The sequence below is a fragment of the Sphingomonas fuzhouensis genome (assembly GCF_034659795.1).
Taxonomy (GTDB): Bacteria; Pseudomonadota; Alphaproteobacteria; order Sphingomonadales; family Sphingomonadaceae; genus Sphingomonas; species Sphingomonas fuzhouensis.
Genome location: NZ_JAXSQY010000008.1, coordinates 13201 through 32058, shown reverse-complemented (window position 1 = coordinate 32058; position 18858 = coordinate 13201). Strand labels below are relative to the sequence as shown.

Sequence of the window (18858 nt, the reverse complement as noted above, 5' to 3'; positions counted from 1 at the left end):
GTCATGAAACTCAATTCCCCCTGACAATTCCCAGCAGGACAGGTGGAATTTACGCGCCGATAGCTTTGCCTCGGTTGCCTTGTCGGCTGCCCTAAGCCTACAACGCTGGCCGATTATGGATAGACCCATTCACCCGTTCCGCATCGCCAATTTCCGCAGCTACTGGCTGTCACGGTTCAGTGGGACCATCGCCGTTTCCGCCATGTCGATCGTCATCGGCTGGCAGGTGTATAATCTGGCGCGTGAGACGATGGACGTGCGCCAGGCCGCCTTCATGCTGGGCATGATCGGTTTCGCGCAGTTCGTGCCGCTGTTCCTGCTGACCCCGATCACCGGCCTGGTCGCCGACAGCGTCGACCGGCGCTGGATCGTGCGGGCGACGACGGGGCTGCTGGTGCTGACCGCCGCATCGCTGTGGTTCCTCACCTGGTCCGGGCATCTGACACTCGGCGCGCTGTTCACCGCCGCCGTCGCCTTCGGCATCGCGCGGGCCTTTTCGGGACCGGCTTATTCCTCGCTCGCGCCCAATCTGGTGCCGCGTGAGAGCCTGCCGACCGCGATCGCGGTCAGTTCGATCGCATGGCAGGTCGGCACGATCGCCGGGCCCAGCATCGGCGGCCTGCTCTACGCGATCCATCCCGAATTCGCTTACGGCGTCGCGACCCTGCTGTTCGCCATCGCGCTGCTGTGCATTTTCCTGATCGGCCCGGTGCCGCAGCCGCCCGCGCAGACCGATCGCCGTCCGCTGACCCGAATCGTCGAGGGGTTCAGCTATGTCCGCCGCAACCGTTTGGTGCAGGCGGCGATCACGCTCGATCTGTTCGCGGTGCTGTTGGCGGGCGCAACCTCGCTGCTGCCGGTCTATGCACGCGACATATTGCATGTCGGGTCGCAGGGGCTGGGCGTGCTGGCGGCGGGCATGGGGATTGGTGCGGCGACCACCGCCATCTGGTTCTCGTTCAAGCCGATGCACTCCAATGTCGGCGTGAAGATGCTGATCGCGGTCGTCGTCTTCGGCCTGTCGATCCTGACCTTCGGTATCGCCAGCCACATCACCGGTGCGCTCGGCCTGACCAGTGCGACGCTCGGACTGGGCGGGGTCAGCATCTTCGTCCATCCGGCCTTCCTGCTCAGCCTCGTCGCGCTGGTTTGCGCGGGCGGCGCGGACATGGTGTCGGTCTATGTCCGTCAGTCGCTGATCCAGCTCAACACGCCCGATGCGATGCGCGGCCGGGTGAGCGCGGTGTCGCAGCTGACCATCTCTGCCTCCAACGAACTGGGCGAGTTCGAGAGCGGGGTCATGGCCTCGATCCTCGGCCCCGTCGGCGCGGTGGTGTTCGGCGGGCTAGGCGCGATCGGCGTGACCTTGCTCTGGTCGCGGCTGTTCCCGGAACTCCGGCGCGCGCGAACCTTTGATCCGCCTGAAATCCTCGAAACCGAACCTGCCCACGGAGAAGCCAAGCCATGAAGGCCAACACCATCCTGGAAACGATCGGCAACACGCCGCACATCAAGATTCAGCGGCTGTTCCCCGGATCGGAGGTCTGGATCAAGTCGGAGCGCTCCAATCCGGGCGGTTCGATCAAGGACCGAATCGCCCTCGCCATGGTCGAGGCAGCGGAGGCCAGAGGCGACCTGAAGCCCGGCGGCACCATCGTCGAGCCGACGAGCGGCAATACCGGCGTCGGCCTGGCGATGGTCGCGGCGGTCAAGGGTTACAAGCTGATCCTGGTCATGCCTGAGTCCATGTCGATCGAGCGCCGCCGCCTAATGCTGGCGTACGGCGCGACCTTCGACCTGACCCCGCGGGAAAAGGGCATGAAGGGCGCGATCGAACGCGCGCTGGAGATCGTCCGCGAGACGCCCGGCGCGTGGATGCCGCAGCAGTTCGAGAACCCGGCCAATATCGATGTCCATGTCCGCACCACGGCACAGGAAATCCTGAACGACTTCCGCGATTCGCCGATCGACGTCATCATCACCGGCGTCGGCACCGGCGGCCATATCACCGGCGTCGCCGAGACGCTCAAGAAGGAATGGCCGCATCTGAAAGTCTATGCAGTCGAGCCCGCCGCCTCGCCGGTCATCCAAGGCGGCCAGCCGGGTCCGCACCCGATCCAGGGCATCGGCGCAGGCTTCATCCCCGCCAATCTCCACACCCAGGCGATCGATGGCGTGATCGAGGTCGACGCCAATGTCGCCAAGGACATGGCGCGCCGCTCGGCGACCGAGGAAGGCATCCTGGTCGGCATCTCGTCGGGTGCGACACTGGCGGCGATTCTGCAAAAGCTGCCCGACCTGCCCGATGGCACCCGCGTCCTGGGCTTCAACTATGACACGGGCGAGCGGTATCTGTCGGTGCCGGACTTCCTGCCCGAACAGTGAGCGACACGTCCCGGCCGCGCGGCGGCATCCGCGCGGCCCTGTTCGCAATCGCCGGTACGGCCAGTGTCGTACCGGCTTTGATCGTGGCGAACGCACCCGACATTCCCCGACGCGCGCATCGGTCGGTCCAGCGGACCCGGCCTGCCCCCCGCGTGGTGCCGCCCGCCGAACTGCCCCCGGTCGAGCCGGTCGCGTTCGTCGACATGACGCCCGACGAAGCGCGGGCCTATAATGCGGGCATCCCCTTTTCGACCGATCCGAACCCGGCCGCGCGCCCCTTCGTCTATCGCGGATCGCCGGAGGACAAGGCACGCGCGCTCGACTGCCTGGCGGCGGGCGTCCTGTACGAGGCAGGCGACGACGCCAAGGGCGAGCAGGCCGTGGCGCAGGTCGTGCTCAATCGCCTTCGCCATCCCGCCTTTCCCAAGACGGTGTGCGGCGTGGTGTTCGAGGGCCAGGAGCGCACCACCGGCTGTCAGTTCACCTTCACCTGCGACGGCGCGCTGACCAAGTGGCAACCACCCGAGGCCGCCTGGACCCGCGCGCGCGCGATCGCGGCCATGGCATTGAACGGCAAGGTCTTCCGTCCGGTCGGCCATTCCACGCATTACCATACCGATTGGGTCGTCCCCTATTGGCAGGCGAGCCTGGACAAGGTGGCGCAGGTCGGCAGCCATTTGTTCTTCCGCTGGTCCGGTTGGTGGGGAACGCCGCCCGCCTTCAACCGACATCTGGTAGCGGGCGAGCCGGTCATCGCGGCACTGGCCCCTTTTTCGCCCGCGCATAGTGCCGGAACCAAGGCCACCGACCAGGCAGGGGCCGCGCTGGCCGAGGGTGACGTCGCCACCGGCACGACCGGCCCGCTGGCCAGCGACCCGGACATGTTCCTCGCCCCCCTCCCCATCGGGCTGACTCCGGAGGGCTTTCCCGCCTATGCGATGACGCTGTGTGGCGAGCGCAAGCATTGCACGGTGATGCTATGGCGCGAGGGGCCTGTCCCGCAGGCGGTGCCGCTGACCCCGGCCCAGATGCAGACGATGGCGTTCAGCTATCTACGGGATACCGCATCCGGGCTGGAGCGGACGCTGTGGAACTGCAAACTCTATCCTCACATGCCCGCCGGACGCTGCATGAAGCGCCAGACGCTGACGGTCATCCCGCCCGCTCCCGTGCCGACTCCGACGCCTATGGCCAGCCCCTCACCCGCCGCGCCCGGCGAATTGAACGGTGTACGACGCGCGAGCGCCGCCACGCCGCCTGATACGACGAAACAGCCCTGATCGCTCAATCGCGGTGCGAGCGGACGACGGCCACGAAGTCCGTCAATTCGGCGATCGCGGCGTCGATGTCCTGCTTCTGGGCCTGCAAGGCGGCGATCTTGGCATCGCAGCGTGCGATCGTCACCTCGCGCTGAAGACGGCGACCATCGTCCAGATCGTACAGGTCGATCATCTCGCGGATATCGGCCAGGCTGAACCCCACCCGCTTGCCGCGCAAGATCCAGGCGAGCCGGGCGCGATCCCGCTGCGAATAGATACGCTGTGTGCCGCGCCGCTGGGGCGAGATCAGCCCCTCATCCTCGTAGAAGCGCAGCGCCCGTGCGGTCACGCCGAATTCGGTGCACAGCTCGGTGATCGAATAATCATCGCGATCGGCGCGCGGCAAAGGTTCGGCGGAGGCGGCGACCTGAGTCATGATCGCCGAAGCTAAATACCCTTTACGTGCACGTCAATCGCCGCAGAGCGCGGTGCCGTTTGCGCCGTGCAGCGTGCGTGCCTCGGCCACCGACGCGCTGATCCGCTCGACATTCAACGCCGACAGGGTCGCGCGGCCGGTGCAAAAGGCATGGCAGGCGGACGGCAGCGCGGCGGGAAACTGGATACTGTCACCATCGAACCGCGCGGTGAAACGACAGGCGCCCAGCACGATCTTCAGGGCGGCCCCCGACCGCTCGAGCGTGCCGGTGGCATTGCACCCCTGCCCCTCGCCATAATCCAGCACGACGCCGATCCGCCGCATTGAATCAGCCTTGGCATCGCCCAGCGGCAACACGCACATCCGGTCGGTGTCGCGCGACCAGATGCCATCGAGCGGTGCGGCCGCCGGATCGGCGACCAGTCCGGCGGCGATGCTGGCGGCCTCCAGTTGGTCGCCCGCCATATTGTCGCCGCCCTCCCCCGCCTGGCCACATGCGCCGAGCAGCAGCGCCGTCGCCAGCACGACCAACCGTCCGATCACGCGACCGGCGCCAGCCCGTCGCCCTCGATCCGCCGAAAGAAACAGCTGCGCGCGCCGGTATGGCAGGCGGGTCCGGCCGGATCGCAGATCAGCCAGATCGCATCCTGATCGCAATCGATCCGCATCTCGACGACGCGAAGGACATTGTTGGAGCTCTCACCCTTTTTCCACAACCGCGCCCGGCTGCGCGACCAGAAATGTGCCTCGCCGGTGGTGCGGGTGGCCTCAAGCGCCTCGGCATTCATATGCGCGACCATCAGCAATTCGCCGGTGGCGCGATCGGTCGCGATCGCGGTCAGCAAGCCATTGGCATCGAATTTGGGGTCGAGCGTCAGCCCGGTGTCGCGGTGGTCGGCCATGGGGCGGCGTTAGAACGGATTGCCGCTCCCCTCAATCACCCATGGTCGCGAATCGCCTTGATGAGATCGTCCTTGTTCATCCTGGACCGGCCCTCGATCCCGATCTTCCGGGCCTCGTCCATCAGCGCGTCCTTGGTCCGGTCCTCCAAATGGGTGGAATTCTGGTCCAGGCTGCCCTTCGCCTTGGCATTGGCGATGCGCGCCGCCTTCTCCTTGGATTCGCCCTGCTTGCGCAGTTCCTCGTACAGCCCGTCATCCTTGATCTGGGGCCCGTGATCGCGCGCCATATGGCATCTCCTGCTTTCGGGTCCGAAACGCAGCCTTTGCGAAAATGATCCCCGCCATGATGACAAACAGGCGACAAACGCGGACGACGTTCCTATATGCGCCCCGTCTGCCCCTTAGTTGCGAACGTTGCGAGCGCCTCTCTTATGCTGACCACCAACCCCTTCGACGACGACAAACTCCGCGAGGAATGCGGTATTTTCGGTGTGTCCGGCGCTGACGGCGCGGCTGCGCTGACCGCGCTGGGCCTGCATGCGCTCCAGCATCGCGGGCAGGAAGCGGCGGGGATCACCAGCTTCGACGGGACGCTGTTCCATACCCACCGGGCGATGGGCCATGTCGCGGGCAATTTCGACCGCGACGACGTGATCCGCAGCCTGCCGGGCGACGTCGCCTGCGGCCATGTCCGCTACTCGACCACCGGCGAGACCGCGCTGCGCAACGTCCAGCCGCTTTATGCCGACCTGTCGACCGGCGGTTTCGCCATCGCGCATAACGGCAATATTTCCAACGCGATGAAGCTGCGGCGCGAACTGGTCCGGCGCGGTTCGATCTTCCAGTCGACCAGCGATACCGAGACGATCATCCACCTCGTCGCCACCTCCAACTATCGCACCCTGCTCGACCGGTTCATCGACGCGCTGAAGCAGGTCGAGGGCGCCTATTCGCTGATCGTGATGACGCCGGAGGGCATGATCGCCTGCCGCGATCCGCTGGGCATCCGACCGCTCGTCATGGGCCGCCTGGACGGCGCGGTGATCTTCGCGTCGGAGACGGTGGCGCTCGACGTGTGCGGCGCGACCTTCGAACGCGCGGTCGAGCCGGGCGAGCTGGTCATCGTGCAGGGCACCGAAATCCGCTCGATCCGTCCCTTCCAGGCGGTGGATGCGCGTCCCTGCATCTTCGAATGGGTCTATTTCAGCCGCCCCGATTCGATCGCGGGCGACCAGTCGGTCTATTCGGTGCGCAAGGAAATCGGCGCGCAGCTGGCCCATGAAGCGCCGGTCGATGCCGACCTGGTCATCCCCGTCCCCGATTCGGGCGTTCCCGCCGCGATCGGCTATGCCCAGGCGTCGGGTATCCCGTTCGAACTGGGCATCATCCGTTCGCATTATGTCGGCCGCACCTTCATCCAGCCGGGCGACAAGGTCCGCCACCTCGGCGTCAAGCTGAAGCACAATGCCAATCGCGCGCTCATTCAGGGCAAGAAGATCGTCCTGATCGACGATTCGATCGTGCGCGGCACCACCAGCCTCAAGATCGTGCAGATGATGCGCGAGGCGGGCGCGGCGGAGGTGCATATGCGCATCGCCTCGCCCCCGACGCGTCATAGCTGCTTCTACGGCGTCGACACGCCCGAGCGCGCCAAGCTGCTCGCCGCCAAGCTGGACCTGGGCGGCATGACGGACTTTATCCATGCCGACAGCCTGTCCTTCGTCTCGATCGAGGGCCTCTACAAGGCGCTGAACGCGGCGCGCGGCGACAAGCCCAGCTATTGCGACGCCTGCTTCACCGGCGACTATCCCACCACGCTGACCGACCATGACGAAACCGCCTCGGTCGACCAGTTCGCGATGCTGGCCGAGCGGGTCGCCTGATGGCGGGCCCGCTCGACGGCAAGCTGGCGCTGGTCACGGGTGCCAGCCGGGGCATCGGCGCGGCTACCGCCATCGCGCTGGGGGCGGCGGGCGCGCATGTCGTCCTGACGGCACGTAGCCCCAAGGGGTTGGAGGAAGTCGAAGAGACGATCTTCAACGCCGGTGGTTCGGCCACCATCGCCCCGCTCGACCTGACGGAAAATGAGTCGATCGGACGGCTGGCGAGTGCCATCGGCGAACGCTGGCAGGCCCTCGACGTGCTGGTGCTGAACGCGGGGATGCTGGGCTCGCTGGCCGCCGTGCCCGCCATCGACGCCAAGGAGTTCGCGCGCGTCCTGACCCTGAACGTCAGCGCGCAGGCCGCGATGATCGCCGCGTTCGATCCGATGCTGCGCCGCTCGGGCGGCGCGCGGGTAATCGGCGTGACCTCTTCGGTCGCCCGCAAGCCGCGCGCCTATTGGGGCGCTTACGGCGCGTCCAAGGCGGCGTTCGAGACGTTGCTTGGCGCCTATGGCGACGAAACGTCCGAGATCAGCGCGATCCGCACCGCGATCGTCGATCCCGGCGCCACCCGGACCCAGATGCGCGCCAAGGCCTATCCCGGCGAAGACCCCGCCTCGGTCAAGGCCCCGGAGACGGTGGCGGCGCGCATTCTGGAGCTAGCGATCCAGGGGTTCGCGCCCGGACATTTCGAACGGGTTGGTCTTTAAATATCGGTAAGGCCGCACGGGCTAAACACCGTCATTGCGAGCGTAGCGAAGCAATCCGGGGTTGGATCAGGACGCCCTAGATTGCTTCGCTATGCTCGCAATGACGGTGTGATATACCCTCACCGCAACGTCGCGACGATCCCCGCCATTTCGAACACCGTCCCCTGCGCATCGAGCGATAGGCCGCGTGCCGCGCCCGCCAGATCCTGCGCAGCGGCATAGGCATCCAGCGCGACCTTCAATCCCGGCCCCGACCGCCCGCGCGCCCGCATGGCGATGAAGGCCGGCACCCGGTCCAGAAACGCCTCGTACCGCGCCTGCGCCGCCTTGCCCGCCAGTGCCTTGGCCAGCTTGACCCGATCGGCATTGCCGGGATCGCCTGTCTCCGCGATACGCGCGATCGCACTGTCGAGCCCGGCGATGTTGAGCCCGGCAAAACGCAGCGCCCGTCCCGGCGCACCGTCCGCGACCGCGACCAGCGCGGCGATCTCGTCCTCGTCCGCCTCGGGCAGCTGCATCCGCAGGACCCGCCCCGTGTCGGCGTCGCTCAACCGCTCGAACCGTAGCAGGCGGCAGCGCGAGCGGATCGTCGGCAACAGACGCCCCGGCGCATGGCTGACCAACAGGAACACCGTGCCCGCAGGCGGCTCTTCCAGGTTCTTCAGCAGCGCATTGGCCCCGCCGCGCTCCAGATCGTCGATCGCATCGATCAGCACGACCCGCGCCGGTCCCATGGCGGGCGCAGTCGCGAACATCGGTTGCAGCGTGCGGACCTGTGCGATGGTGATCGAGCGCGCGAGGTCCTGATCGGGCTTTTCCGCATCCTTGGGCAGGCGCGCCATCACCCGGAAATCGGGATGCGATCCAGCCGCCATCAACTTGGCGGTCGGATGATCCTCCGGCACGGCGAGGCCGGGCGGCAAGTCCCCCGCCCCACTCGCCCGCGCGAGCAGCCGCGTGGCCGCCGCGCGCGCGAAGCTGGCCTTGCCCACACCCTCAGGCCCGGCAATCAGCCAGGCATGGTGAAGCTTGGCGCCCCCCAGCGCGGCGGCAAAGGCGGCCTGGGCCCCGTCATTGCCGACCGGCAGGATCACGGACGGCTCAACCGAAGAGCGAGGTCAGCCCGGCCCAGGCGCGGCCGAAAAAGCCCGCTTCGGCGACGTCCTTGTCCGCAACCAGCGGCAGGCGCTGGGCGGGCATGTCGGGCGATCTGACGACCAGATCGGCGATGTGCTGGCCTGCCTTGATCGGGGCCTTGATCGGGCCCTGATAGACGACCTTGGCGCTGATCGCGGGGTCGAGACCGGCGGGCAGCGTCACGGTCAGCTGGCGCGGCGCGATCAGGCCGACCTTGCTCGACGATCCCATCTGGACCTCGGCATCGGCGACCTTCTTGCCCTTGGCGACGACGGGCTTGGCCTGCCAGGCGCGGAAGCCCCAGTTCATGAACTTGACCGATTCCTCCGCCCGCGCGCCGAAGCTGTTCAGCCCGGCGACGACCATTACCAGACGGCGGCCATTCTGTTCCGCCGAGCCGGTAAAGCCGAAACCCGCCTCTTCGGTATGGCCGGTCTTCAGACCATCGGCACCCGCGACGCGGCCCAGCAGCGGGTCACGGTTGGCCTGGGTAATGGCGTTGCCGCCCATCGTCTTCCCCCACGAGAAATCGCGGCGCGAGTAGAACTGCTTGTAGAGCTGCGGGAAGTCCTGGATCGTATGTTCGGCCAGATCGGCCAGGTCACGCGCGGTGACATAGGTCACGCCGCCATCGGGCCAGCCGTTCGAGGTGCCGAAATGGCTATTCGTCAGCCCGATCTGCTTGGCGGTGCGGTTCATCCGCTCGACAAAGTTCGGCTCGGTGCCCGCGATATGCTCGGCCAGCACGACGCAGGCATCGTTGCCCGACAGCGTCACGATACCATAGAGCAGATTGGCGACGCTGACCTGCTCGTTCGGCGAGAGGAACATGGTCGACCCCGCCTGCGGGCCATGCCACTTCTTCCAGGTCTCCGGCTGCACCGTGACCATGTCGTTCAGCTTCAACTGCCCCTTCTTGATGAGGTCGAAGGCAACATAGACCGTCATCATCTTCGCCATCGAGGCGGGCGGCATCCGGCGATCGGCATCCCGCTGGAACAGAATCGCGCCCGAGGACAGGTCCTTCATGAAGGCGACCGGCGCGGGCGTGTCGAACTGCGGCGCGGCCGCGATCGAGGGATGGGCCAGCGCGACGAGGGCGAGCGGGGCGGCGAGGGATGCGTACAGGGTCTTCATGGGTGTTCCGTGACCAAAGGGCGGGGCGAGGTCAATCCTGATGCAGGATGCGGGCGTCGTCATAACCCGCCTCGACCGCCGCGTCACGCAGCGCTTTGGCGGATTCGGCATTCATTCCCGATCGTTCCACCCGCCATACGCGACCGGCGGCCGTCGCCCGCGCGTCGAAGCGCCGGGCCAGCGCCTGCGCACGGGCATGGCTGGAAAAGCTGGCGATCTGCACGCGGTAGCGGGCTTGCGGGTCGAGCGCGATCGGGCGGGCGACCGGCGGAACGGCACTCGCTCCGGCCAGGATCAATCCGGGTCGGTCCAGACCCGGCGTCAGCGCGCGCAGCCGGATATTGGCGACCGCCCGGCGATTGGTGCCGAGCAGTCGCGCCGCGCCCAGCGACAGGTCCGCGACCCGATCGGCGCGCCCCGGCCCCCGGTCCCCGACCCGCGCGACGATCGTGCGGCCGGTGTCAACATCGGTCACCTCGACCATCGAATCGAGCGGCAGTGATCGGTGCGCGATCATCACATCGTCGGGATTGAATCGCTTGCCCGTCGCGGTGCGGCGTCCGGCCAGCTCATGCCCATACCAACTCGCCCGGCCGGTCGCGTCATATTTGCCATAGCGTGCGGGCGCGGCGTCCTCGGTCGGAGCGGCTGCAACCGGCCCAACCCAAACCGGCGCAACGAACGCCAGCGCCCATAGCGCGATCGCCTCAGCCCGCAATCGCATCGGCCAGCAACCCTACTGACAGCGCGTAGAAGTTCGAGCAGTTGTAATCCAGGATCACCCGGTAATTGCCGGTCAGCAGATAGGCGGTCGCTCCCTGCCCGTCCGGCTCCATCAGCGTGGCGAGCACCTGGTCATTGGGCCAGGCCGCGCCCTGCGGCACGATGCCCATCGCCCGCCATTCGGCGATCGTCCGCCAGCCGCTATGCCGTTCGAACACGCGCGGGCAACGCGGGCTGACCAGCCGGTTACGCACCATCGCGCGGTCGAACCCGGCAGGCACGGTCACCGCAAAGCCCCAGGGCTGGCCCGCGCGCCATCCGGCATTGACGAAATAATTGCCGATCGAGGCCAGCGTATCGGCCTCGCTGTTCCAGATATCGGCGCGCCCGTCGCCATCGCCGTCACGCGCCAGCCGCAGATAGATGGAGGGCAGGAATTGCGGATTACCGGTCGCCCCGGCCCAGCTGCCCTTCAACTGCTCGCGCGTGACGCCGCGATCCATCATCTTCAGCGCGGCGATGAACTCGCCTTCGAACAGCGGGCGACGGCGCCCCTCATAGGCCAGGCTGGCCAGCGAGCGCAGCAGGTCGAAATTGCCGGTATAGGCGCCGTAATTCGTCTCATGGCCCCAGATCGCGACCATGATTGATTCAGGGACGCCCGTCTCCCGCTCGATCCGCGACAGGCGCGGACGCTGCGCCAGATATTTGGTGCGCCCCCGCCCGATCCGCGCGGCATCGACATGCGCGGCCTTATAGGGCGCGAACGGGCTGAACCCGCTATTGGCCGGGCCGCCGGGCTGGCGGCGGTCGAGCTCGATCACGCGGCTATTGAGCGTCAGCGTCGGCAGCACCGAATCCAGCGTCGCACGGCTGACTCCTTGTGCCAGCGCGGTGCCGCGCACCTGTTGCAGATAGGTCTGAAACCCGGCCTCGTCCTGCGCGCAGGCGGGTGCCGCGCTGACCGAAGCCGCAAAGATCGACACGATGGCGAGGCGCTTCAAACGCCGGGTAATGTCCCCCCACATGGACGCCTATGTGCCATAGCCGGACCGAAGCCGGAACCTCGCACCACCGCAAGGCTGGCACGTCCAGCCGCGCCGCCCGCTCTCAAATCGACAGTGGATTCAGCCAGCGGCTTGGCGTAGAGGCCCCTTCCACCGCGACCCCGGAAGAGTGGCCGAGCGGTTTAAGGCACCGGTCTTGAAAACCGGCGATGGTGCAAGCCATCCGTGGGTTCGAATCCCACCTCTTCCGCCATATGGCATCGTTATTATTGCGCTTTACTGGCCACATTCGCGCGGCACCCACACTCATACCCATTTTTGCTTTCGATTCCGGGCTTGATTGCCCGAACATCGGCGAACGCCACGACACACTTGCGGCATCGCGCGTCACTTTCCGGGACTATGCGCAATAGATAAACCGTCTCTAGCGTACGGTCCTGGCATCCCATTCCCGGCGAATTGGAGAATGGGATGCCAGCTAGTTCACGAAACCATATCAGATGTCAGCACTGGCTGACATTGAGGTCATTGATGACGCTGTTGTAGGTCTGGAGCAGCGTCTCGGCATCTTGCACTTCCTTCGGCTTCATCATCTGGAATGAAGAGCCGTTCTTGCGATCCTTGGCATAGGTGCCGTCCTCGCTACGCTGGATGATATCGCGTCCCGCCGCGAGATAGGCATTGGCATGCAGCATGAAGCTGGCGCACGCCGTCTTGTCCTTTTCGCGAACCTTGTTGTCGAACTGGACGGCCATGGTGTTGAACTGGTCCAGCGATGCCTTGAATGCCGCCTTCTGGTCGCCCAGTCCCTTGCCATCGAGCACGCCCGAGGCATGGTCCATGCTTTCCTTGAGATAATAGACCGTACCCTTGCGATAATAGTCCAGCGTATCCTTCTTGGTCGCCTCGAACGCGGCCTTGATGCGCGCGCGATCCTTGGCATCGATGGCCTTTGCATAGGTGGCCTGGGCGGCGGCGACCTTGTCCAAGGCAGCGATCAGCGCAGGCTGGAGTTCGCGCCCATGGGCGCCCTTGTCGCTCATATAGCTCTTCGCCTCGATATAGTTGGCCATATCGCGGTAGAGCGGCGCGACCGTCCCAAGCGCTTCGCTATAGGTGCGGGCGGCGCTGTCGAGTTCCGGCATGGCGGGCTTCATGGCCAAGGCCTTGTCCAACTGCGCCTTGATGCGATCGATGCCTGGGTCGGATGGGAAGAACAGTTTCGTCAGATCCTTGCCGCTGTCGAACATCGGTTTGATCGAGCGCTGATAGGTCGCCGCGATCTCGGCAAAAGGCGTGCGCGCCGTATTGGCCGCTTCGACATAGGCATTGTATTTCTGCATCTCGCTCTGGTCGGCGTCCGTCGCCACGGCGCTCGAATTGTCGCCTCCCTTGCTCCCGCACGCGGAGAGCGCGAGCACGCAAGCGGGAAGAGCCATGGAGCGGAGCAATATCCTGAACACAGAAACCACCTCTGTTTTGTTGACGCCAACGAGCACCTCCAAGTCCTTGAAAAAAGGACTATCGAGCCGCCGGCGCTCCCTATGCCCTTCTTGGACTCAGCTTTCAAACGCGGGGGGTCAGGTTTGCCCGGCAAGGTAAAGGGCGGGTCTCGGTGCCGGACGCAGCAGCGATGCCTGACGTTGATCGCCGCATTTGGCAGGCGTATCCATCCGACATGACCCGCAATCGACCTTGGCGAAAAGCCCTGATCGCGTTGTTTGTCGCGATCGTGGCTTTCACCGGCTACCACGCGGTTCGAACAGTCAGCGATGCGATATACTGGAACGCGCACCGCGACGAACCGATCGAGCCGTGGATGACGATAGGCTATGTCGCGCATTCCTATCACGTGCCCCCGCACATCCTGCATGCCGCCTTGAACATGCCGCCGGAGCCGGATCGTCGACCTCTTGCCCGAATCTCGCGGGACAGCGGACTGTCGATGGCGCAGATCGAGGCGAAACTGACCCATGCGATCGTACATGTACGACCGCCCTACCCGCCCCCCGGCCCGCCGCCGCCACCCACCATGCCATCACGATCGTCATCGCCCGCCAAATGACGGACCAACTGCTTGAGCTGTTGACGACCTATGGACTGCCCGCGCTTTTCGTCGCGATGGTCCTGGCCGCCGCGGGTATGCCGTTCCCCAGCTCGCTGACGTTGGTCGCCATGGGGTCGTTCGTCGCGCAGGGAGAACTGTCGTTCTGGCCCGTGATATTTGCGGGGTCCGCCGGTGCGGTCGTCGGCGACCAGATCGGCTATGCTTTCGGGCGATATGGCGGGCGGCCGCTGCTCGCGGCGGTCACCAATCGCATCGGCGGGGCCGACAAGGTCGCACAAGCCGAAGCCTATTCGCGCAAATGGGCGGGTTGGGGCATATTTTTCAGTCGATGGCTCATCGGGCCACTCGGACCATGGATCAATGTGACCAGCGGGCTGACCCGATACCCCTGGATGCGGTTCGTCATTCTGGATGTCGCGGGTGAGGTCCTGTGGCTGTTGATCTACGTCTCACTCGGTCGCGCCTTCAGCGACCAGGTTCAGACGATCGCCAGCCTGCTTGGCAACTTGACCTGGGTGATCGTGGGCTTGCTGGCTGCCATAGTGCTGGGATGGAAGCTCTTCGGACGGTCGCAGGCGGTGTCGGACGATAGCGAATAGCGATCGCTATCAGCGCAACTGTCGATCGCCCCTAACAATCCGTCTTAACCTGCCGATTGGCGTCGGCGATCATGCGCGCCATACGCTCGGCATCCTTGGCGATCTGCTCGTCGTCCAGTTCACGGCGCAACCAGCGCAGCTCGTGAAGCTTGCCGCTGTCGTCCAGTTCACCGCATCCAACCCGCTTGCCATAGTCAAGCAACGCACAATTCGCGCCGGGAACGTGCGTCCGAACGATCTGCCGTACCCGATCGATCACATACTCACCGGTGCCTGCAATCTGTGCCATGTCGTCCTTCCATTTGATGACGTGGATAGCATTCCTACCGCCGCCCGCGAAATGGAAGCACGAAAAAAGGGCGCGGCGGCCCGGACCTGCGTCCGGACGCGCCGCGCCCTCGATTTGGGCCTGCGGGCTTAGCTCGCCTGGTTGGCCGACACCGGCTTGGCTGTCACGTCGAAGCGGTCGGCGTTCATCACCTTCACCCACGCCCGCACGAAGTCGCGCACGAACTTTTCCTCATGCCCGTTCTCGGCATAGACCTCGGCGGTCGCACGCAACTGCGAGTTGGAGCCGAAGATCAGGTCGGTCCGGGTCGCGCGCCACTTTTCCTGACGGCCGCCACGATCATAACCGATGAACTTCTCGTCGCTCGACGCATCGACCAGATCCCAGAAGGTATCGTTGTCGAGCAGGTTGACGAAGAAGTCGTTGGTCAGCTGTCCCGGACGATCGGTCAGCACGCCTTCGGGTGCATCGCCGAAGTTTGCGCCCAGCACACGCAGGCCACCAACGAGCACGGTCATTTCCGGCGCGGACAGCCCGAGCAGCGCTGCCCGGTCGAGCAGCAGCTCCTCGGTCTTTACCGGGCTACGGGTCTTCAGATAGTTGCGGAAACCATCGGCCTGCGGCTCCATCCACTTGAAGCTCTCGACATCGGTCCATTCCTGCGTCGCGTCACCGCGACCGCCCAGGAAGGGCACGCTGACGTCGAACCCGGCATCCCGCGCCGCCTTCTCGACCGCCGCCGAACCGGCCAGCACGATCGCATCGGCCAGCGACATGTCGCCACGCAGTTCGTTCAGCTTGGCCAGGACGGTCTGGAGCTGTTCGGGCTCGTTGACCGCCCAGTCCTTTTGCGGGGCCAGCGCGATGCGGGCGCCGTTCGCGCCGCCGCGATGGTCCGACCGGCGATAGGTCGAGGCAGAGGCCCAGGCGGTCTTGACCAGTTGGGCGACCGTCAACCCGCTCGACAGCACCGCCTCCTTGAACGCCGCGACGGCATCGTCCGACGGCGCGGTGCCTTCCGGCACGGGGTCCTGCCAGAGCAGCGTTTCTTCCGGGGCTTCCGGCCCGAGATAGCGGATCTTCGGTCCCATGTCGCGGTGGGTCAGCTTGAACCAGGCGCGGGCGAACGCATCGTCGAGCGCCGCCTGGTCGTCGCGGAAGCGCAGCGCGATTTCGCGGAACTCAGGGTCCATCTTCAGCGCCATGTCGGCGGTGGTCATCATCGTCGGCACGCGCTTGTTGGGATCGCGCGCGTCGGGTGCCATGTCCTCGGGGTCCGGATTGACCGGAGTCCACTGCTTGGCGCCCGCCGGGCTCTGCGTCAGTTCATAATCGTATTTGAACAGCAGCCGCAGATAGTCGCCGGTCCACTTGGTCGGATTGTTCGACCATGCGCCCTCGATGCCCGAGGTCGTGATATGGCCCTTGCCGATCTCCTCGCTGTCGGTCAGCCAGCCCAGCCCCTGCTGGTGGATCGCCTCCGACGCGGGGTTCTTGAAGTTTACGGGGGGCTTGGCGCCATGCGCCTTGCCGAACGCGTGGCCGCCAGCGGTCAGCGCGACCGTCTCTTCGGAGTTCATCGCCATCCGCTGGAACGTCGCCTTCATGTCGCGCGCGGATTTCAGCGGATCGGGATCACCGCCCGGCCCTTCGGGATTGACGTAGATGAGACCCATCTGGATCGCGGCAAGCGGTCCTTCGAGTTCGGGCAGTTCCTCGGTGATACGAGTCTGCGCGCCTTCATCGACCCACAGTTCCTCGGCACCCCAGAAGGTGTCGCCTTCCGACGCATAGACGTCCTTGCGGCCGCCCGCGAAGCCGAAGGTCGGCCCGCCCATGCTCTCGATCGCGACATTGCCCGCCAGGATGAACAGGTCGGCCCAGCTGATATGCTTGCCGTATTTCTGCTTGATCGGCCACAACAGGCGTCGCGCCTTGTCGAGATTGCCATTGTCCGGCCACGAGTTCAGCGGCTCGAAACGCTGCTGTCCCGACGACGCACCGCCGCGCCCATCGGTCACGCGATACGTACCGGCGGCATGCCAGGCCATGCGGATCATAAACGGGCCATAATGTCCGTAATCGGCAGGCCACCACGGCTTGCTGTCGGTCATCAGGGCAAGCAGGTCGGCCTTCAGCGCGGCATAGTCGAGCGTGTTGAACGCCTCGGCATAGTCGAAGTCTTCGCCCATCGGATCGGGCGAGACGCCGTGCTGGTGGAGCATGTCGACGGGCAGCGCATCGGGCCACCAGTCCTTGTTGGTCCGCCCCAGCAGCGACCGGGCCTTGACCTCGCCGCCACCCTTGCCGCCCATTGGGCAACCGCCGCTCTTGGGCTGTTCGTAATCGGCCATGTTGGTGTCCTCTTCCAGCCGGTGTTACCTTCACATCGAAAGATGGGCGTCCGAAAAGAAATCGTCAAATCGATTATTCGGAATTGATAGATCATATAATTCAATCAGGACTCACGCCAAGCCTATGTCCTTCTGAAACCGGGGCGCGCGGTCCAGCGGCATGTGCCAAGACCATGAACGCTGCTGATCACTGCTAATTTAGGCCAATCAGATTTTTGGGAACATGTGCGTAACGAGATGGGTTATATGATCCAGGTTAAATAGGTGGGTCCATGCGTTCGATCCTGTTGCTTGCTGGCGCCGGATGTCTTGCAATCGGCGCTTCCGCTATTGGCCAGGCCTTGCCTCCTGGTCCTCCGGGAGGACCTCCAGGCGGGGGACCTCGGCCTGATGCTGGCCCTGCTGGACGGGATGGCGGTCCCGGGGGCGCGGCGCCCAGGGCGCCGGATCGCGGCCCGGCGGGTCCACCGCCAGGCGGGCCGGGTCCAGGTAACCCAGGCCGCACCGCCGGTCCCGGTCCTGCCGGCAGGCCCGATATGGGTCCCCAGGCGCGCCAGCCTGATGCGCCGCCGCCCGGTATCGCCGCTGCTGGTGGACCTGGGCCGCGGCGTGGCCCGCCGGGTCCGGCACCGGACGGCCCTCCGGGTCCGGCTGGTCCTGCGGCAAATGGCCCTCCCCCGCCTGGGCCCGTTGGTCCACCGCCGCAGTTCGCCTCGCGGCGTTGGGACGGTGACGGCTATCGCTGGGACGATCGCCCCGCCCCGATCCCTGTGCGCTATGGCTGTCCGCCGGGGCTCACGCCGTATCGAGACGGCTGCGCAGCGCCAGCGGGCCTGCAACCGATCGCGCCCGGCCCCGGATGGGCGAACTGGTTTCCGGCGCAATATGTCGGTGATGGCGAGGATTGGGCGTATCGCGACGGTTATCTCTATCGGTACGACCCGCTCGGCAATGCGCGTCCGGGCGGGCTGGCAGCGCTGATCTCCGCCTTCATACCGCTCGTCGGTGGGGCATTGTTCAACGGCAATGTCTGGCCGCAGGGCTATGGCTATGATCAGGTGCCCCGCTATTATGATCGCTTCTACGGCGCAGGCTATGATGGCGATTATAATTACCGCTATGCCGACGATACGATCTTTGCCGTCGATCAGGGGTCGAACCGGATCAATTCCATTGCCGGTCTGCTGACCGGCGACGCATGGCGGGTCGGTCAGCCGATGCCGGTGGGATACGACATCTACAATGTGCCCGAGCAATATCGCGACCAGTATGTGGACGGGCCGGATCACTGGTATCGCTACGCCGACGGCTATGTGTACGACGTCGATCCGACCACACAGCTCGTTCGAGCGGTAAGCCAACTTCTGCGCTGAACGTGAGGGAAAAGGGATGCGCATGAAAAGCGGGATGATGATCGCGGCGACCACGCTGGCGCTGGCGGTTGCAGGATGTCATGACAAGATCGACACGGCGAACAACGCCACCGCCGAGGCCGCCAGGCAGCCCAGCCTGCGTCAGGCTTTGGATGGTGCAAACGGACTGGGGCAAACCGCCCGCCTCGTAAAACAGGCAGGGCTGGATCGGATGTTCGACGGCGATGCCAGCTATGTCCTTTTCGCGCCGACCGATGCCGCGATCGAGGCCCTTCCGGCCGAAACCCGGCAGAAGCTGGCCAGTCCCGCTGGCAGGCCGCAACTGCTCGCGCTGCTCCGCCAGCACATCGCGCCCGGCTTTATCAGCCGCGCCGACATCGACCGGGCGCTTGCCCGCAAGGACGGACAGGTGCGCCTCGCGACGATGGGCAGTGCCCCGCTTACGCTACGGCGCCAGGGCGATGCCATCGTGATCGGGTCAGACACGCCCACGCCGCGCCTGACGCAGCAGCCCATCGTGGCGCGCAACGGCACGATCTTCCCGATCGATCATGTCCTGCCGCCGTCCAAGGCGCGGTGAGGTCGTCCATCCCGAG

General features: G+C 65.6%; 20 protein-coding genes and 1 tRNA gene. 10 read left to right on the top strand and 11 right to left on the bottom strand.

Annotated features, from left to right (window positions below; genetic code table 11):
- Positions 1-115: 115 nt before the first annotated feature.
- Genes U1H82_RS15925 through U1H82_RS15915 form a run of 3 tightly spaced genes read left to right on the top strand, consistent with a single transcriptional unit; the run spans position 116 to position 3665 of the window.
- Positions 116-1468, top strand: a complete 1353-nt coding sequence (locus tag U1H82_RS15925; protein ID WP_322965926.1) for an MFS transporter — start codon at positions 116-118, stop codon at positions 1466-1468.
- Positions 1465-2385, top strand: a complete 921-nt coding sequence (gene cysK, locus U1H82_RS15920; protein ID WP_322965925.1) for a cysteine synthase A — start codon at positions 1465-1467, stop codon at positions 2383-2385. Before U1H82_RS15925 ends, cysK begins: the two co-directional genes overlap by 4 nt.
- Positions 2382-3665: a cell wall hydrolase gene (locus U1H82_RS15915; RefSeq protein ID WP_322965924.1), complete on the top strand. Its 1284-nt coding sequence runs from the start codon at positions 2382-2384 to the stop codon at positions 3663-3665. The genes cysK and U1H82_RS15915 overlap by 4 nt, the downstream gene beginning before the upstream one ends.
- A gap of 4 nt (positions 3666-3669) precedes the next feature.
- On the opposite strand, the gene U1H82_RS15910 is transcribed toward U1H82_RS15915, so the two are convergent.
- From U1H82_RS15910 to U1H82_RS15895, 4 genes are read right to left on the bottom strand one after another with little or no spacing between them, the layout of a single operon-like run.
- Positions 3670-4080, bottom strand: a complete 411-nt coding sequence (locus U1H82_RS15910; protein WP_322965923.1) for a MerR family transcriptional regulator — start codon at positions 4078-4080, stop codon at positions 3670-3672.
- Between the two features lie 33 nt (positions 4081-4113).
- A complete protein-coding gene (locus U1H82_RS15905) occupies positions 4114-4623 on the bottom strand; it encodes a hypothetical protein (protein ID WP_322965922.1) in 510 nt (169 codons plus the stop codon).
- Positions 4620-4982, bottom strand: coding sequence for a phosphoribosyl-AMP cyclohydrolase (gene hisI / locus U1H82_RS15900; RefSeq protein ID WP_322965921.1), 363 nt, complete (start codon positions 4980-4982; stop codon positions 4620-4622). The genes U1H82_RS15905 and hisI overlap by 4 nt, the downstream gene beginning before the upstream one ends.
- Before the next feature lie 35 nt (positions 4983-5017).
- Positions 5018-5269, bottom strand: a complete 252-nt coding sequence (locus U1H82_RS15895; RefSeq protein WP_322965919.1) for a DUF7218 family protein — start codon at positions 5267-5269, stop codon at positions 5018-5020.
- A gap of 144 nt (positions 5270-5413) precedes the next feature.
- Here U1H82_RS15895 and purF point away from each other — a divergent pair, with 144 nt between their 5' ends.
- Both purF and U1H82_RS15885 read left to right on the top strand, forming a co-directional pair.
- Positions 5414-6865, top strand: coding sequence for an amidophosphoribosyltransferase (gene purF / locus U1H82_RS15890; RefSeq protein ID WP_322965918.1), 1452 nt, complete (start codon positions 5414-5416; stop codon positions 6863-6865).
- Complete coding sequence (locus U1H82_RS15885; protein WP_322965917.1) at positions 6865-7575, top strand: SDR family NAD(P)-dependent oxidoreductase; 711 nt, start codon at positions 6865-6867, stop codon at positions 7573-7575. The genes purF and U1H82_RS15885 overlap by 1 nt, the downstream gene beginning before the upstream one ends.
- 119 nt (positions 7576-7694) lie before the next feature.
- Here U1H82_RS15885 and U1H82_RS15880 read toward each other — a convergent pair whose 3' ends face one another.
- From U1H82_RS15880 to U1H82_RS15865, 4 genes are read right to left on the bottom strand one after another with little or no spacing between them, the layout of a single operon-like run.
- Positions 7695-8669 carry a DNA polymerase III delta subunit-related protein gene (locus tag U1H82_RS15880; protein ID WP_322965916.1) on the bottom strand — a complete coding sequence of 325 codons (975 nt, stop codon included), beginning with the start codon at positions 8667-8669 and terminating at the stop codon, positions 7695-7697.
- A 7-nt stretch (positions 8670-8676) separates the two neighbouring features.
- Positions 8677-9849, bottom strand: a complete 1173-nt coding sequence (locus tag U1H82_RS15875) for a D-alanyl-D-alanine carboxypeptidase family protein (RefSeq protein WP_322965915.1) — start codon at positions 9847-9849, stop codon at positions 8677-8679.
- Positions 9850-9880: 31 nt separating this feature from the next.
- A complete protein-coding gene (locus U1H82_RS15870; RefSeq protein ID WP_322965914.1) occupies positions 9881-10573 on the bottom strand; it encodes a septal ring lytic transglycosylase RlpA family protein in 693 nt (230 codons plus the stop codon).
- Positions 10557-11600, bottom strand: coding sequence for a lytic murein transglycosylase (locus U1H82_RS15865; protein ID WP_322965913.1), 1044 nt, complete (start codon positions 11598-11600; stop codon positions 10557-10559). Before U1H82_RS15865 ends, U1H82_RS15870 begins: the two co-directional genes overlap by 17 nt.
- A 142-nt stretch (positions 11601-11742) precedes the next feature.
- Between U1H82_RS15865 and U1H82_RS15860 the strand changes: the two genes are divergently transcribed.
- Positions 11743-11832, top strand: a tRNA-Ser gene (locus U1H82_RS15860).
- A 250-nt stretch (positions 11833-12082) separates the two neighbouring features.
- On the opposite strand, the gene U1H82_RS15855 is transcribed toward U1H82_RS15860, so the two are convergent.
- Positions 12083-12949, bottom strand: coding sequence for a YiiG family protein (locus U1H82_RS15855; RefSeq protein ID WP_322965912.1), 867 nt, complete (start codon positions 12947-12949; stop codon positions 12083-12085).
- 263 nt (positions 12950-13212) lie between these two features.
- On the opposite strand from U1H82_RS15855, the gene U1H82_RS15850 reads away from it, so the two are divergent.
- Entirely contained in the window at positions 13213-13644 is a 432-nt protein-coding gene (locus tag U1H82_RS15850) for a hypothetical protein (RefSeq protein ID WP_322965911.1), read from the top strand.
- On the top strand, positions 13641-14246 hold the full coding sequence (locus U1H82_RS15845) for a DedA family protein (RefSeq protein ID WP_322965910.1): 606 nt from the start codon (positions 13641-13643) through the stop codon (positions 14244-14246). Before U1H82_RS15850 ends, U1H82_RS15845 begins: the two co-directional genes overlap by 4 nt.
- Before the next feature lie 31 nt (positions 14247-14277).
- Here U1H82_RS15845 and U1H82_RS15840 read toward each other — a convergent pair whose 3' ends face one another.
- Both U1H82_RS15840 and katG read right to left on the bottom strand, forming a co-directional pair.
- Entirely contained in the window at positions 14278-14535 is a 258-nt protein-coding gene (locus U1H82_RS15840) for a hypothetical protein (protein ID WP_322965908.1), read from the bottom strand.
- A gap of 128 nt (positions 14536-14663) precedes the next feature.
- A complete protein-coding gene (gene katG, locus U1H82_RS15835; RefSeq protein ID WP_322965907.1) occupies positions 14664-16889 on the bottom strand; it encodes a catalase/peroxidase HPI in 2226 nt (741 codons plus the stop codon).
- A gap of 770 nt (positions 16890-17659) precedes the next feature.
- Here katG and U1H82_RS15830 point away from each other — a divergent pair.
- Both U1H82_RS15830 and U1H82_RS15825 read left to right on the top strand, forming a co-directional pair.
- The gene (locus U1H82_RS15830; protein WP_322965905.1) at positions 17660-18262 is read left to right on the top strand and encodes a hypothetical protein; all 603 of its coding nucleotides are present in this window, start codon (positions 17660-17662) and stop codon (positions 18260-18262) included.
- 22 nt (positions 18263-18284) lie between these two features.
- Entirely contained in the window at positions 18285-18842 is a 558-nt protein-coding gene (locus tag U1H82_RS15825) for a fasciclin domain-containing protein (protein WP_322965904.1), read from the top strand.
- The last annotated feature ends 16 nt before the right edge of the window (positions 18843-18858 follow it).